The following is a 14,876-nucleotide window of genomic DNA, read 5'->3' as shown; positions in this document are numbered from 1 at the left end:
CCCATAGCATCAACGCTATGAGCTGGGGGTACCGTAGGACTGGAACCGGAAGTTCGGAAGTGGCTTGAAGGTCTACCTGCGGCATCGTTCGCGAGGGCGGCTTTCTATGTTGAGCTGCTTGCGGCGGAAGGGCCTCTGCTAGGGGAGCCCTACACGAAGCAGCTTGACGGCAAGCTACGTGAGCTCCGGTTTCATCTTGACGAGTTCGCCATGCGCATCACCTACTGGATCGCACCTCATCGCCGGATTGTGCTCTTGACCGTGTTTCACAAGACGCGGATGCGTGATGAACGTGAGGTTGAGCGGGCTCGGCGAGCCATGCGTCGCTGTGTCGAACTGGCGCACACCGTCGACGAGGAAGAAGAGACAGCATGAGCGAGCAGGGGAGCTGGCGAGAGCTCAGAGATCGTCGGATGGCCGAGCCGGGCGCGGCTGAGGCCTATGAGGCCACACGTCTCGCCTATGAACTGGGTAAGACGGTCAGGGGGATGCGTGAGGGGCGGGGCTGGAGTCAGAACGACCTGGCTCGTGCAGCAGGCATGACACAGTCGGCGGTGGCGCGGTTCGAGGCGGGCGGGACTATTCCCACGTTGCCGGTTCTGGAGCGTCTGGCGCGTGCCCTGGACGCGGATGTCGAGGTCCGCCTGACGCCACGGGCTCCCGCTGCTTGAGCTGAGGCCTCAACGCCGACAGGAAACCTATCGTCATGCTGCCGCCCCCTCGCGGGTTACTGCAGCGTTGGCGGCACCAGCGTCAAGCTAAGTGACCCATCCGAGTGGACAGCTTGCCGGCCGAGCCTAGTTCCCACCGAGGAGTAATCCTCTGGATCGCGCTGTATGGCTTTACTTACCTTCCGGTATGAGCTGTCTGGCTGGTGGGTGTGATCGAGTTGTTGATCTATCAACCCGGGCGGTACCACCGCCCGATAGCGTTCCTGCACCCCTTCATTGCGAGGGGAAGGCAGACACCTCGTCAGCGGGATTTTGCCCTATCCAGATGGTGGTCGCGGATCGGTGGAGAGCGATCCTGTAAGGCGGTGTTGCTGTATCGACGTTGTACACCACCTCTATGGACGCAATCCTTAGTGCACCCTCTCGTCGCGCGGAATGCTCGCTGCCCCAGCCTGCAGACTCCTTCTGGACAAGCGCACGCCCACCTGCTCGACTTCGAAAGTCCAAATGCAGCAAGTCGAAAGAGGACTTTACGAGCCCGTGACTCTCATCACCCTGCGGCAAGCCGCCGTCCGCCTCAACCTCTCCTCCACCGCCCTACAGAAGATTGCGGCCGCGGGTCTGCTTCCTGCGGCCGGCCAACACGGTGACAAGCTGGTCATCCCTGCGGACATGGCGCAACGAATCCGGGCCCGCTCCGCTGTAGCGCTACACCATCTCCTGCCAACGACAACGGGTAACGCCACGATGGCGGTGTTGCGCGTCGACGTGGCGAAGCATGTCCCCGATGAAGATCGCCCCTTCATCGGCTTTCGTACCGATCTAACACCTGCAGACCTGCTGGAGGCGCTGCGCGGATGGTGGGTAGGGAGACCTGAAAAGATCGCCCAAGCTGGCATTCTCCCGGTGACACTCGGCGGATTCGTCGTCGCCGTATTAACGGGGCTAAGCAGCTGGGACACCAAACTGGCCGACAATGGCCTGATCCGTCATCGTTTCGACGCGAGACTCGCCGGCTACATCAGCGACCTCGACACGGCCACCAACATGATCGATATCGGCACAGCCGACGACCTGCGAATCGCTGAACTCCTTCTCGGCAAGCGCCTCACATCAACGTCTGGCGGCCCGATTGCCTACGTGAGCGCAGCCAAAGCCTCCATATAGATGTAAACAGTTGGCTACCGTCATAAGGATGATCCCCAGGATGGAAATGCCGCGCTCCTCTTCGAGGCGCAGACCGGAGTGGCCTGAACCCGTGGACCGCCATTCGGCTGCTGGGGCACTGTTCGAGGAGCGGCCACCATTGCGGAAGCTGACCGTCCTCGTGGATACGGACGTCCTTGACCTCGACGAGCCTCCTGAGTGGGATCAATCCTTGATCTTGAAAGGGCTCCTCACACATTCCTATATAGCCCGCTACTGGTATGCGGACCAGGGGCCGCCCGCCGATGCGCCCCGCGTGAGCTTGGAACTTTGGACTGCTGTCAAAGACTGGGCGGTCCTGGGAAAGCGGGATGAGGACGGCTTTGCTCGGCCCGTCTCTTATGCGAACGATCATCAGATCCACCGCGGCGCCGTCGTAGGCAACGCGGCCGAGGTGGCCCGCTCAGACACGCGAGCGAAGTCCTACCGACAGCTCTCCCTTGAGGAAGCGGCCGAGAAGCGAGAAGCCGACGCACTTGCTGTGAGGGTGGCCGAGGTCATTGGTGCGGACATCTTCGTCACCCGCCGCTCCTACGTGCGTGAAAGCAAATGGGCGAGGAACTCGGGCCTCACCATTTGTGATGTGGATGAGTGCTTAGCGCTTGTGGGGCTCTATCTGCGATCGCAGCATGAGCATCTCTATTGGAAGTCTCCAGACGGCACAGGGACCTGCCAGATGAACCGAGGTTTATTCTTCTGGGTAGGCACGCGCGAGCTGATGCCATCGGCATGGCGATGGTTCTACGCCTGTGTGCAGCATTCCGTCGGCACTGGCAACGATGCACTGTCCTACCTGGGTGGTTCCGTTCTCCAGCGAATAGAACGTGCGCTCCAGACACGGGACGATGTCCACAGGGCGCTCAACCAACCCCAGAACAACGATACGGCAGACGCGGCGCTGGCCAGCCTGGACACAGTTCTCCTCCTGCTCATGGGGGCATTAGACGCGGCTGCGCGAGTGGCGCACACGGCCTTGGCCATGGACCCGGACAAGCTGTACACCGCCGCATGGCATCAGAAGAGCTGGCAAAAGGAACTCAAGAAAGTATGTCCCAAGCTGGCCGCCCTTGTGACCAACGACAGTCCAGGTCAGCACGTACTGACGATCCTCAAGCACCTGCGCAACTCTGTACATGGCTCCGCGCTGCAAGCGCTCAGCTTCCGCAAGGGAATTGAATCACCCCAAACCCTCCTGGGCCTGCCTAAAGCGGAGATGGCTGAGATCCGCGCCGCTATGAGGACCTTGGGTGGTGAGAAGCTATGGGGCGTGAGCCACGCGCTTCCGGATCGCCCCCATGTGGATCCGGGAACTTTGTTGGAGAGGCTGTTCCCTCTTGTGTTGGAACTGACTAACGGTCTGATGGACGAGACACCTGTTGAGAACCTCTCTCACGTGAACATCCGTCCGGAGAACACGAAGCCTCCGGAGAAGGGGCCTGACGACCCCTTCCATGAGCGGACCCGCCTCAGCATCCGCTGGCAGCTCGGCTTCTAGTACTTCTGATCTGTAGCCAGATCAAGGATGTCCGTGAGCGTCCACCTGAGGCTTCCTACACTGCTCACGGACACTTGACGCCGGGCAGGGTTCCATGGCCGTCCATGGTCATCCAGGACCGTTGTTAGCACTCGTGTTAGCAAGATCGACACTCGGCCGCGTCATTCGTTGGCAAGCGGACCCGGAGCGCAGGGCCGCTAAGGCCTGAGCACCGGAAGCCGCGCGGCAGTTCCAAACGCCGCGGCATTTTAATGACCGGTGCTGCATGGGTGAGCTTACCCTCTTCACCCTCTTTGCTTGCCTCTCACCGAATTTCGCGCATTCCGCCCAATGCGCGCAACTTCTCTACGGTGAGCAAAGAACTCTCGCCACCAGTATAGGCGATCCTTTGAGTTGGATGGAATTAAGGCTCTAATAATTCGGATTAGGATGCAGCCGACGGCGAAAACGATCGCTATGACAGAAATTACCCAGCTCGGTATGGCATTCAGCCACTCTATCGGGAGTCCGGGAATCACGGCCTTGGCCCCCTGATAGTGAGTGATGCACTACCAAGGAAAATTTTGCACACATTCTCGTGGATCTCAAATCCAACTCCGGAAATTCCTGACTCCGGATGCGTGAGCGCCGCAAAGAGGTCGTCTTGGTAAGGGTACCCATCCCATTCAAGCGTCCAGGAATCGCCCTCCCCAACAAGCCTTCGATCGTCGCCTCTAGGGCGATCATCAAATTTCCTACGCTGTAAGGGGTCCCAGAAGCACTGACCGATAGCCCATTTTCCGTCCGGATCTCGGAGCGAGATACGAGCCGCGAGTCCTGCTAGAAGTTTTTGCGCATCCCGAGACCACCTGGGAATACCAGCAAGGAGATCTTCGTCTCTATCGTCTAGTGGAAGGTCGATCCAGGAACGACGAGTACACGTCCCCTCTTTTCCCAGGGTCTTGCCGGACCTATTATCCGTAATAACTAGATTTGTCTGCGTTGGTAAATGTCTCAGCACGAAGCTGCCATACCCGTAGCGGGCCTCTAGTCGTATTCCTGGGAACCAGGAAAGGCTTGACTGTGATCGCGCCACATAGTTAGTAACATTATCTGGAGCTTCGGCAATCAGAACGAAGCGATCCCATCGGGGAGATATGGTGATGGTGTACGCGCTGAGGTAATGAATTCCCCATTTGGCGGCCGTACTTTCAGTGCGCGAAGTATTGAAAAATCCGAGCGCAAAAAGGGCCCTGAATTGCTGTTGTGTTGGGGTGCACTCATCTAGGCCAAGCGTTTTCCCGCGGCCAATTCCTTGACGGGCGGCATCCAGGCACTCACCTGTGAACTGAGCGCGACGTCTCGCGAGGGATTTACGAGTAGATTCGGGCATAGCTCCGCCTAAGCATCGCCTGGCCGATGACTAAGCTAGCTGCCGCTTTATGTCTCTCGCGTTTGCGAAGCAGGTGCACCACACCCTCGCACACATACATGGGAGCCAGGACCACATGTGTCGTGCGCCGCCGGGCCTTCGCGACCGGATGGGCGAACTCTAACACGCTGAGCACACGAAGCGGACGAAAGCTCAATTTTGGGTTCACAGCTCCGAGAGTCACCTTGTATGCATCGACTCACCGCGTAGCGACAGCGGGCTATAGGCGAAGTGTCAAGCCCGCCTTCGCGTGTCCGTTCACTGGTGGAGTTCTCGATCGTGCGGTGTCTCCGCCTGTACAGCTGGGTTTAGGTAGGAAGGAGCTGACCTGCTGGGCTCTGCCTGGGTCGATGGCAGACGCAATGGTCAGCCTTCCATCTCAACCGCTCGCAAGCGCAGTATTCACGAGGTGATCACCTCAGGGTCCGAGATCCACGCCGGAGGCAAGGTCTGACTATCACCGGCTGTGACCGGTAAGGGCTGCGCGTGGTCCTGCGTGTGCTGAGCTTTGATAGTCGTAGACATTCGCTGTGGCAGCTCAGCGCGTAGGCGGTGCTGGCCCGGACCGGCCGAAGAGCCGCAGCCGGGCCAGCGACCGTCCAACGCGCGGCGAGACGCCGCAGGCGGATCGCCTTTAAAGACGTATAGAAAGTTCTCATTCAGCAGGGCATCGGCTGTGCTGAGCTGGCCTCATGCGGCGTCGCGGTTGACGCCGGAGTATCGGTTGATGCTTGACACCTCGGGCCGTGTACCTCGCCTGTGATGACCTGTTGTCCTCGGGGAGTGCTGAGCTATTCGGCGGTGCTCTGGTCGCCGTCGGGTTGGCCGGCGAAGCTGCCGAGTCCTCGGACGGTGTAGATGGAGCCCTCGGCGCGGAGCGCCTTCATCACCTTGTGGGCGGTCATGCGGGCGATGCCGAACTCCTGCATCAGGTCGTTCTCGCTGGGGACGCGTGATCCGGGGCGGTAGGTGCCGGAGGCGATGCGCTCGCGGATGACCTCCGCTACCTGCTGCCACCTGGGCTGATCCTCGCGCCATTCGATCATGAGACCACTGTAGGAACCTCTGCTCAACCATCGGTCTCCGGATGGCCCTACAGTGCCTATAGACATCCATGAACCACCGTCTCTACGCTCGACTCATGACAACGACGGGATACGACCTCGATGCGCTCCGTGTGACGTTCCCCCGCTGGGTGATCTTCCGCAGCGACGCAGGCGCGTTCTATGCCACCAGACGCGGAGTCGCGCTCAGCGCGGCAGAGATCAGCGCCGGGATCCAGCAGACGGTCTGCGCCGATGACCTCGGTGGCCTCGTCGGCGTGCTCCAGGAGCAGGACATCCGGCGGTGAGACCATGACCAACCGTTCTCCTGGCATCGGGACGTATCACGGTGTCCATCCCGCCGCCCCGCAAGCAGACTACGAACGACTCATGTGGCGTGACTGCGCGCCGCGCGCCGACCGCGTGCGGATTCGCGAACACACCTGTGAGTGCCGGACGGTCGTCTACGAACTCTGCCAGGCGGGCGGGCTGCTGTTCATCCGGCGCACGTATCGCTCCGATGCCGTGCTCATGCACGAGAGCGAGTGGCTGCGGACCGCCGATGGAGAGCGGCTGTGGCTGCGGGTCCTGCTCGGCCAGGCACGCTGATCAGTCCAAACGGCCATGACGTGGTCGGCCGAAGCGGCCGGATAGGCGTCGGGACGGGTCGGCGGTCGTCGGCCGACTCCGGCAACGCGTGTGTAAGCGCTCGTGTAGATCACGTCCAGACGGGGGTGTAAGAGCCCGGCTAGATCAGCGTGATACCGAAACTCCCCTGCTCGCGGTGGACTTGCGGCATCCCGAAAGGCGATCAGACGCCTCGGGAGAGCAGGGGAGACCGCCGTGACCGCAGCCACCGGAGACACCCGGTGGCCTGCTGACGAGCATCTCCGGTCGTGGAGTCGTCGTCCCATCCGGCGGCCGTCATGAATGACGAGATAAGGGCGCGGGTCGCCGCCTCCCGCGCCGCACAAGGACTACCGCCGGTGGTGGAGGACCTGGCCGTGATCGAACGCGTCGCCGCCGTCTTCCGCCTCGTCGATCTCCCTGAGCCGCCTGCCGTGCCGGAAGCGGCTGCTTAGGCGATCCAGTCGAAGCTGAACCGGTCGGGGTCCCAGCGCTTGCGCGGGTTGGCCGGTCCGACCGCGACCGTGCGAACGGCTGAGGCGATGATCGCTCGTTGCTGAGAGACGTTCATCGCCTCCCAGCGGCTCAGCATCTCCTCGGCCGTGCCGATGAAGCCCAGCAGCGGCGACGTACGCGACATACGGGCCAGTTGGGCGCGGGACCTCTCCAACCGCGCGTCGATCGGAGCGCGGGCGGCCATCCACTCCTTACGGCTGATCTCCCGCGCCGCCCACGCCTGGGCCAGCTCCTCCAACTGCTCCTCATCCGCCCGCACCTCCTCGGCCAGGCCGTCATCGTCTCCGGCCTGGTGCCGTACCCGCTTGGCCAACTCGGCAGAGTCCAGCGCGGTCAGCACCATGTCCCGTACGTGCTCATCAGTGCGGGCGGCGTTGGTGGCCACTCCACTGCAGGCCGCAGTGCCCGGCACGTTCGGGCACACGTAGCGCGGCACGCCGGAGCGCGGGCGTCCGCTCATCCGCCAGCCACACCGGCCGCACCGCAGGATCCCGGACAGCAGATAGCTCCGGCCGGTGGCGGCCTGGGCGCGGAAGGCACGGGCCGGATCGCTCAGCAGGGTGCGCAGCCGGTCGGAGTCGGTGGCACTGATGATGGCGGGCCAGACGGCGTCGGCCACGATCTCACCCAGCAGCGGGCGCGTGGTCTCAGCAGCGCTGCGGGGCGTGTGCTCGCGCCGCCCGCTGATCCGCGCCGATGCCAGCAGCCGGCGCAACGTCGTCGGGACCCAGTGACCCCCGGCCGGAGTCGTGATCTCACGCGTGCGGAAGTCCCGGCACACGCTCGACAGCGACTCCCCGGCGAGCAGCCGTCGAGCGGCCTCCCGGATAACCTCGGCTTCCTCGTCGATGACCGTGATGCGATCCTCGGCGTAGCCGTACGGGCGCATCCCGCCGCCGGAGACCTTCCCGGCCTCGGCGCTCTGACGGCGCTGACGCTTCTGCCGCTCGGCCTTGTGCTCGGCCTCATGCCGAGCAGCGGCCCCGAGCATCCGGGCGATCAGACGCCCGGTCGGGGTGGCGAGATCGATCTCCCCGGTGACGGTGGCCAACTCCACGCCACGCCGGTCAGCCAGGTCGATCACGTCTTCCAGCTCACGAGGGGAGCGGGTCAGCCGGTCCACGTGCCAGCAGACGATGGCATCGACCGTCCCGTCTTCAATGTCGGCCAGCAGCCGCTTCCACGCGGGACGCGGTGCTCCCGAGTAGGCGCTGACGTCGTTGTCGGGGTAGACGTCCACGACAGTCCACCCTTTGCGTTCGATCAGGGCTCGGCAGTCGGCCTCCTGGCGGGCGATGCCCAACCCTGCGCCCTCGCGGTCCTGGCTGATCCGGCAGTAGATCGCGGCTCGTCGCATGGGTCACATAGATACACGTTGGTAGGGACGGGCGTCTCCTGCCCGGTCGGGCTGACGTCCTGAAAGGCATGGGCCTCGCTTCGCTCGGGCCGCTCTGATCGGGGGGGCGGAGCCCCCCGGGTGGGGGCTCCGCCCCGCACCGCTTGACTGCCTCGGTTTCGAGAGTCGAAGGCGGTGCGGATAGTGCTTGGGCGCCATAAGCTCAGGGGGCCACTGTGATAACCAGTGGCGGTCGCTGAGGATCCGTGCCGACGTGGTTGTCGGCACAAGAAAGCATCTCGCGCTCGCCCCGGCGGGCGCTCGGCGATCCCCGCTCGCCCACACAGTTCACGCCGGTATGTGCCTGAGGGGAATTATCGCTTCCTGGCGCGTGAACGTAGTGACTAGTCTGATCCCGGCCGATGATCAACATGGACAAGAGGTACATGCGGTGGGCGCCAGATCCCTAGTCGTTGCTGCGAGCGTGCTGCTAGCGAGCTGGTTTGGAGATCCTGCCGCAGTAGCGGCAGATCCGGTCGACGATCTGATCTGCGCTCTTGGTCCACTGGAAGGGACGGGCGTTGTCGTTCCAGACCTTGATCCAGCGTTCGAGGGCGGCGGTAAGCGCATCAAGTGAGCAGAACACACCACGATCGAGACAACACCGCTGCAGCTCGGCGAACCAGCGCTCGACCTGATTGATCCATGACGCGTAAGTCGGAGTGAAGTGCAGCACGAAGCGCGGGTGCGCCAAGAGCCAGCGATGCACCGCCGGAGCCTTGCGCGTGGAAAGGTTGTCGCAGATCACATGTACCGCCAGGCCGGGCTCGGTCTGGCGGTCGATCTCATCGAGGAAGTTCCGGAAGTCGATGGCCCGGTGCCGGGCCGACAGACGGCCGATCACCTTGCCGGTCGCGGTGTTCAATGCCGCGAACAGATCCACGGTGCCGTGCCGGATGTAGTCGAAGCTGCGCCGTTCAGGGGTCCCCGGCAGCATCGGCAGCACCGGCGTGCTGCGTTCCACCGCTTGGATCTGGGGTTTCTCGTCCACGGCGAACACCGCTGCGCCTGCCGGCGGGGCCAGATACAGCCCGACCACGTCGCGGATCTTGTCGATCAGCAGCGGGTCCGGGGAGATCTTGAAGTCCTGGGTCCGCCAGGGTTGCAGGCCAAAGGCCCGCCAGATCCGCAGCACGCCGGCGGGCGAGATCCCCACCTGTCTGGCCAGTTCCCGCTTCGACCAATGCGTTGCCCCCTCGGGTGCCGCTTCCAGGGGGCGGACCACCACCTCTTCCACCTGAGCGTCGGTGATGGTCCGTGGTGCCCCGGGCCGAGGCTCATCGCTCAGGCCGTCCAGGCGATCGGCCAGGAACCGGCTTCGCCGGCGGGCCACGGTCTTGCGATGGATCCGCAGCCCTCCGGCCACCGCCATGTTGCTGCCGCCCTCGGCGCAGGCCAGCACGATCCGGGCGCGTGAAGCCAGTCCTTGCGCAGTCGTACGGCGTCTGGCCCACCCCTGCAATGTCAGCCGCTCGGCCTCCGACAGCACCAGCGGCTTCAGTCGGTTGTCTCCCATTTCTCCAGCACAGCGCACTGCGAGGGCTCTACTGCTCCGGCCCCCCATTTGAGACGAAACGCGACTCATGTGGTGACGCCGAAACTCCGAACCAGCTCACTAGGTGACCCGTCCTCAATGGGACGCCTGCCAGACAGGTATGGTTCCGACCGAGAAGTAGCGCCTATTCGGGTCCTGCCGCGTCTCCTCTGAAGGTTGTTCCGGCACGGCTTGCGTCACTGTGGCGGGAGCCGGAGGTCGCGCCCATTACTCAACGTGTTTGCGCGAAAGTAAGCTGTGGCAGTACCCCAGCTCATAGCATCGATACTATGAGCTGGGGTGCCGTGGAGCTGGAACCAGAAGTTCGCAAGTGGCTTGAAGACCTGCCTTCGGCGCTGTTCGCAAGGGTGGCCTTTTATGTCGATCTTCTTGCGGCAGAGGGGCCTCTGCTGGGGGAGCCCTACACCAAGCAGCTGGACGGCAAGCTGCGCGAACTCCGGTTCCATCTCGACGAGCTCGCGATGCGCATCACGTAATGGATCGCGCCCGGTCGCCGGATCGTGCTCCTGACCGTGTTCCACAAGACGCGGGTACGTGACGATCGGGAGATCGATCGGGCTCGGCGGGCCATGCGTCGCTGCATCGAGTTGGCGCACGCCGTTGACGAGGAAGAAGAGGCGGTATGAGCGAACAGAGAAGCTGGCGGGAGCTCAGGGATCGCCGGATGGCCGAGCCGGGTGCAGCCGAGGCGTATGAGGCTGCGCGTATTGCCTACGAGCTGGGCAGAACGGTTCGTGCGCGAGGGGCGGGGATGGAGCCAGAGTGACCTGGCCCGGGAGGCCGGCATGACCCAGTCCGCGGTGGCTCGCTTCGAGGCAGGCGGGACCATCCCCACATTGCCGGTTCTGGAACGCCTGGCGCGCGCCCTGGACGCGGATGTCGAGGTCCGTCTGACGCCCCGGGCTCCCGCTGCTTGAGCTGAGATCCAATACGCCCGAAAACCACCGTTACGCTGTCGAGAGCCCTAACGGACACTGTGGGATCGGTGGCATCAACGTCAAGGTAGGTGGCCCGTCCGAGGAATAGCGCCGACTTCACCGATACGGCTCGCGCCCGGCTCCCGGGGTGAGCCCGTACCCGCTTGTGGGGCTCGCCTCTGCCTTCCTGGTCGTGAGCCGTGTCCGTCCGCGTAGCTTCGCCATTGCTCCTTCATCGAGCTGGGAACTGATTCAGGGCGACCTTTCAAGGGCTTCTGTGCGATTCATGGCCGTTTTTTGCGCTGAGAGTCATTTGGCCGCTCGATTTGGCCTGCTTACTGACGGGCGGTCGTGTGACGCGCCTTCCCTGGTCCACCAACTTCAGAACGTGTTCTGACTTACGATGGCAGGGTGAGCACCAGCAACGCCGACGCCGTCACCTTCTCGGACCTGTCGAGAAACCCCCGCGCCGTCGCCGAACGCGCCGCGCGCCTGGGGCGAGTACGCGTCACCCACCGCGATGCCCCGGACTTCTACCTGACCGCCGCCGATCGTGAGGATCAGCGAGGGCAGACACTGGCCACGGCATCCCGTCTGTTCCTCGCCCTCATCAAGCATGATCCGACCGCCCGCGCGCTGGTCATCGCCATGCCTGAGGTCTTCCCCTGGGTTCGCCACCTCACCTCCGCCGAACTGCGTGCCTTCACCCTCGAACTGGTGGAGGCGCTCTCCGACGCCGCGGAACTTGATGTCGATGTCACCACACAGGAAGTCATCGCAGGATGGCGGGCGACCGCTCGGATCAAGGCCGACCCCGCGGACTACGCCCAGGCTCGCAAGGCCACAAGTGGCGACTTCGGGTCGGTAGAGGTCTCAGCGTGAGCCCGAAGCGCGGTGACCGGGTCACGGTCCCGCCCCCGGATGACGAATGGGATATCCGGTTCGGTACCGGCGATGCGGTCAAGGGATGGGAGGAGTTGTGCCGTCACGCCCTGGGCAACACACGCCGATGTTTCGAGGCACTGCGCGCCGATCCACGCTCACGGGCGGATCGTGAGCGTCAACATCGCTTACGCGGTGACCTCGCGACTCATCGTCATAATGGCCAGGACCTGGAGCAATGGGAGTTCGAGGTCACCAGTGGCGGACGTGTCCGCTATGCCATTGATGACGCCACTCGCACTGTCTGGATCGTCTATGCCTCACCCCGCCACCCGAAAGACACCGACGGCTGAACCTGGAGGCGGGGAGCCAACCAGGTGATCTCTCATCCAGGCCACGGCCGCCTCCCGAACTCCGGCGGCTACTGCGGCATCGGCGGCACCAACGTCAAGCCAGGTGACCCGTCCCAGTGGGGCGCCTGCCAGACAGGCATGGTTCCGACCGAGAAGTAACTCCGCAGCACTCCGTCGTACGGCTCGCGCTCAACTCCGGGTCGTGAGCCGTACTGCTGTCCGGCCACATTTGATCCGCGACCGTCCGCCGTGTCGGCTGTCCGAACCTCAGCCGCTGCCTACAGCTCGGTGGGGACGTGCAGCAGCGCGGCCATGCTGGTACCGCTCATCGGTGACCATGGCACCGGATCCGGGTGCGGTGCGGATCAGTCGGCAATCCAGATGACAGCCTCATCGCTTGCGTTTATTTCGTTCGTTGCGGATACTGCGAGAAGGAGGTATGGCGATGACAGATGTGCAGGCCAAGCGAGTACAGCCCGGAAGCATCGATGCTGAGATGGCTGGCCGTGCTGTACGCCGCATCAAGGATTACCTCATGCGGTCTCACGAGCAGTCGGCCATCCGTGTTGTCGGGGAACACGGTGCTGAGGACCCATTGATCTTGCCTCGGGAAGCTGTGAGCCTGTTGGCCTTCATCCTTGCCCAGGCGGCTGAAGGACGAGGGGTTACGGTCATTCCCTCTCACGCCGAGCTGACGACCCAGCAGGCGGCGGACATGCTGAACGTTTCGCGCCCCTACCTGATCAAGCTTCTGGAGGAAGGAGGGATTCCCTTTCGCTTGGTCGGCAAGCACAGGCGTGTCACATATGAGGACCTTCAGGAGTACAAACGTCGCGATGATGCCAAGCGCCGTACGGCTGCCGATCAGCTTGCTGCGCTAGGCCAGGAGCTGGGCATCTGAGCATGAGCTTTGTGGTGGTCTACGACGCGAACGTGCTCTATGGCAACACACTTCGCGATCTGCTCATCCGCCTGGCCATGACGGGACGGCTTCAGGCCAAGTGGACCAGCAGGATCCTCGACGAAATGCAGCGCAACCTTGCCGCTGATCGTCCAGACATTCCGGAGGGGAAACTGGGCAAGCTTCGCCTGCTCATGAACTCTGCGGTCCGAGACTGCCTGGTCGAGGGGTACGAACCCCTTATCGAGGGACTTAAGCTACCTGACCCGGATGACCGGCATGTGCTTGCTGCGGCGATCAAAGTAGGAGCGCAGGTCATCGTCACGTCAAATCTCAGGGACTTTCCTTCAGAACACTTGGCGCCCTGGGAGATTGAGGCCAAGTCTCCCGATGACTTCGTACTGGACCAGATCGATCTCGATGGACGAGTGGTCTGGGCCTGTGTTCAGCAGATTGCGGACTCGCGGGTCAACCCGCCGGAGGCCGTAGAGGATGTGCTTGACGCTTTGGAGAAAGCAGGTCTGGTCGAGTCGGTCGCGGCCCTCCGGGCCGGTTAGCGGGCCGCCGAGGCTGGGGTGACAGTGAGAATGATTTGCTGGCTGAAGCGAACCGTTACGCTATCACCAGCAATATTTGTTCAGGTGCCCAGCGGCTACTGCGGGATCGGCGGCATCGGAGGTGACTGGCCGGTGGGCTTGACCTCCGGTGAGGCGTAGACCTGCGGAGGCAGTGAGGATCTGGCCACGCTCGGGCGCTACGCCGCACCCGTCAGGAGATCAGGGATGCCGGCCGCCATTTGAGATCAACATCCTTGACCGGAGATGGCGGCCAGATCCATGGCCATGTACTGCTTGTGGGCGTCATTCCTCCAGAACAGCAGCGGTCCGCCGGATGTGGAACCACCGACGCGGATGGACTCCGGCCCACGCTCGGCCGGCTCGTCTCTCTTCGGCCGGAGTACTGCTGTTTTTCCGGTGCAGCGGTCATAGATCACGCTGGCGTCTCCCAGCGATCCGACATGCCGGCCCGCGAAACCGATCAGCCCTCCACCGGACACCTGCGGCGGGTCGAAGAATCCGAACCTCTCATGGAGAAGGGGCTCCCTGCGGAACTGGCCGGGCACGGTCCTGCGCGCTGAGCCGTCCCGGCGCTGCACGATGACCTGTGTCAGCTCGTAGTTGCCGATATCGGCGCCGCTGACACACCACTCGGGGCCACAGCGCCGGTCGATACCGTCGACGTCTTCTGCGGTCCGTTTCTCTTTGGTGATGAGGTTGGTGACGGTCTCTTCCCCGTCGTGGACCCAGGGCCAGGTGGAGATGTAGCCGGATCCCAGCAGGGTCGGCGTCCCGCCCGCGAGGGGGACGCCATGGACGGGACCTCCGTTGTCGTCCCACCAGACGATCTGATCGCCCACGATCTCCAGCCGGTACTCCTGACCGCTGTGGGTGCTGATCCCGACCGGTTTGGGCGACACCGGGGCCACGGACCGGACCTGGCCTCCCGCGATCGGCACCGTCCACAGTTCCAGCCCGGCGGTCGTCCGGTCCGGACGGCGGACTGCGGCGATCCACACGATGTGCGAGTCGCTCACGGTCACGTTCTGGATCCAGTGATAGCGCGCGCCCTCGGGGACGGTGGCCAAGATCTTGTGCTTGCCGGTCCGTCGGTCGTAGCGGACCAGGACCGGCCGCCGCTCGTCGGGATCGGCCAGCAGCACCTCATGCTTGCTGAGCATGGCCAGCGGCTGAACGTCACGGACGTCGCTGAACCGACGCGGCACCGGAAAGAACGCCTCGGGCCAGACATTCTCAGCCGCCGGTAGCGTTGGCGCCCGGGGAAGAACGGCCGGTCGGGTCACCGGCTCCGGGACGTTGACCGTGCAGCCAACCGCACCGGCAGC

General features: G+C 63.5%; 18 protein-coding genes. 14 read left to right on the top strand and 4 right to left on the bottom strand.

Annotated features, from left to right (window positions below):
* The first annotated feature begins 39 nt into the window (after positions 1-39).
* The 4 genes from J2S55_RS13560 (at position 40) to J2S55_RS13545 (ending at position 3,372) form a co-directional block, all read left to right on the top strand.
* Positions 40-375, top strand: a complete 336-nt coding sequence (locus J2S55_RS13560; protein WP_306875313.1) for a type II toxin-antitoxin system RelE/ParE family toxin — start codon at positions 40-42, stop codon at positions 373-375.
* Entirely contained in the window at positions 372-671 is a 300-nt protein-coding gene (locus J2S55_RS13555; protein WP_306860394.1) for a helix-turn-helix domain-containing protein, read from the top strand. Before J2S55_RS13560 ends, J2S55_RS13555 begins: the two co-directional genes overlap by 4 nt.
* Before the next feature lie 540 nt (positions 672-1,211).
* Positions 1,212-1,838, top strand: coding sequence for a hypothetical protein (locus tag J2S55_RS13550; protein ID WP_306860392.1), 627 nt, complete (start codon positions 1,212-1,214; stop codon positions 1,836-1,838).
* 139 nt (positions 1,839-1,977) lie between these two features.
* Positions 1,978-3,372: a hypothetical protein gene (locus tag J2S55_RS13545; RefSeq protein WP_306860390.1), complete on the top strand. Its 1,395-nt coding sequence runs from the start codon at positions 1,978-1,980 to the stop codon at positions 3,370-3,372.
* A 2,202-nt stretch (positions 3,373-5,574) separates the two neighbouring features.
* On the opposite strand, the gene J2S55_RS13540 is transcribed toward J2S55_RS13545, so the two are convergent.
* Entirely contained in the window at positions 5,575-5,829 is a 255-nt protein-coding gene (locus J2S55_RS13540) for a GntR family transcriptional regulator (protein ID WP_306860388.1), read from the bottom strand.
* 95 nt (positions 5,830-5,924) lie between these two features.
* Here J2S55_RS13540 and J2S55_RS13535 point away from each other — a divergent pair, with 95 nt between their 5' ends.
* The 3 genes from J2S55_RS13535 to J2S55_RS13525 all read left to right on the top strand — a co-directional run bounded on the left by J2S55_RS13535 (position 5,925) and on the right by J2S55_RS13525 (position 6,908).
* A complete protein-coding gene (locus tag J2S55_RS13535; RefSeq protein ID WP_306860386.1) occupies positions 5,925-6,134 on the top strand; it encodes a hypothetical protein in 210 nt (69 codons plus the stop codon).
* A gap of 4 nt (positions 6,135-6,138) precedes the next feature.
* A complete protein-coding gene (locus J2S55_RS13530; protein WP_306860384.1) occupies positions 6,139-6,435 on the top strand; it encodes a hypothetical protein in 297 nt (98 codons plus the stop codon).
* Positions 6,436-6,752: 317 nt separating this feature from the next.
* Positions 6,753-6,908 (top strand): hypothetical protein, encoded by a 156-nt coding sequence (locus J2S55_RS13525; RefSeq protein WP_306860383.1) that lies wholly within the window; start codon positions 6,753-6,755, stop codon positions 6,906-6,908.
* On the opposite strand, the gene J2S55_RS13520 is transcribed toward J2S55_RS13525, so the two are convergent.
* Positions 6,905-8,326 carry a recombinase family protein gene (locus J2S55_RS13520; RefSeq protein WP_306860381.1) on the bottom strand — a complete coding sequence of 474 codons (1,422 nt, stop codon included), beginning with the start codon at positions 8,324-8,326 and terminating at the stop codon, positions 6,905-6,907. The two genes, J2S55_RS13525 and J2S55_RS13520, sit on opposite strands and share 4 nt — an antisense overlap.
* Positions 8,327-8,795: 469 nt before the next feature.
* Complete coding sequence (locus J2S55_RS13515) at positions 8,796-9,881, bottom strand: IS630 family transposase (protein WP_306860379.1); 1,086 nt, start codon at positions 9,879-9,881, stop codon at positions 8,796-8,798.
* A gap of 308 nt (positions 9,882-10,189) precedes the next feature.
* Between J2S55_RS13515 and J2S55_RS13510 the strand changes: the two genes are divergently transcribed.
* The 7 genes from J2S55_RS13510 to J2S55_RS13480 all read left to right on the top strand — a co-directional run bounded on the left by J2S55_RS13510 (position 10,190) and on the right by J2S55_RS13480 (position 13,530).
* Positions 10,190-10,396: a type II toxin-antitoxin system RelE/ParE family toxin gene (locus J2S55_RS13510; protein ID WP_306860377.1), complete on the top strand. Its 207-nt coding sequence runs from the start codon at positions 10,190-10,192 to the stop codon at positions 10,394-10,396.
* 216 nt (positions 10,397-10,612) lie between these two features.
* Complete coding sequence (locus J2S55_RS13505; protein ID WP_306860375.1) at positions 10,613-10,837, top strand: helix-turn-helix domain-containing protein; 225 nt, start codon at positions 10,613-10,615, stop codon at positions 10,835-10,837.
* 411 nt (positions 10,838-11,248) lie between these two features.
* Entirely contained in the window at positions 11,249-11,719 is a 471-nt protein-coding gene (locus J2S55_RS13500; RefSeq protein ID WP_306860372.1) for a hypothetical protein, read from the top strand.
* Positions 11,716-12,072: a hypothetical protein gene (locus J2S55_RS13495; protein WP_306860370.1), complete on the top strand. Its 357-nt coding sequence runs from the start codon at positions 11,716-11,718 to the stop codon at positions 12,070-12,072. The genes J2S55_RS13500 and J2S55_RS13495 overlap by 4 nt, the downstream gene beginning before the upstream one ends.
* Positions 12,073-12,096: 24 nt before the next feature.
* The gene (locus J2S55_RS13490) at positions 12,097-12,231 is read left to right on the top strand and encodes a hypothetical protein (RefSeq protein WP_306860369.1); all 135 of its coding nucleotides are present in this window, start codon (positions 12,097-12,099) and stop codon (positions 12,229-12,231) included.
* Positions 12,232-12,517: 286 nt separating this feature from the next.
* Positions 12,518-12,973 (top strand): helix-turn-helix domain-containing protein, encoded by a 456-nt coding sequence (locus J2S55_RS13485; RefSeq protein WP_306860367.1) that lies wholly within the window; start codon positions 12,518-12,520, stop codon positions 12,971-12,973.
* 2 nt (positions 12,974-12,975) lie between these two features.
* The gene (locus tag J2S55_RS13480) at positions 12,976-13,530 is read left to right on the top strand and encodes a PIN domain-containing protein (RefSeq protein ID WP_306860365.1); all 555 of its coding nucleotides are present in this window, start codon (positions 12,976-12,978) and stop codon (positions 13,528-13,530) included.
* Between the two features lie 245 nt (positions 13,531-13,775).
* On the opposite strand, the gene J2S55_RS13475 is transcribed toward J2S55_RS13480, so the two are convergent.
* Complete coding sequence (locus J2S55_RS13475; protein ID WP_306860363.1) at positions 13,776-14,756, bottom strand: hypothetical protein; 981 nt, start codon at positions 14,754-14,756, stop codon at positions 13,776-13,778.
* Positions 14,757-14,876: the final 120 nt, after the last annotated feature.

It is taken from the genome of Streptosporangium brasiliense, from assembly GCF_030811595.1.
Classification (GTDB): Bacteria; Actinomycetota; Actinomycetes; order Streptosporangiales; family Streptosporangiaceae; genus Streptosporangium; species Streptosporangium brasiliense.
This window is presented reverse-complemented; position numbering and strand designations above follow the sequence as displayed.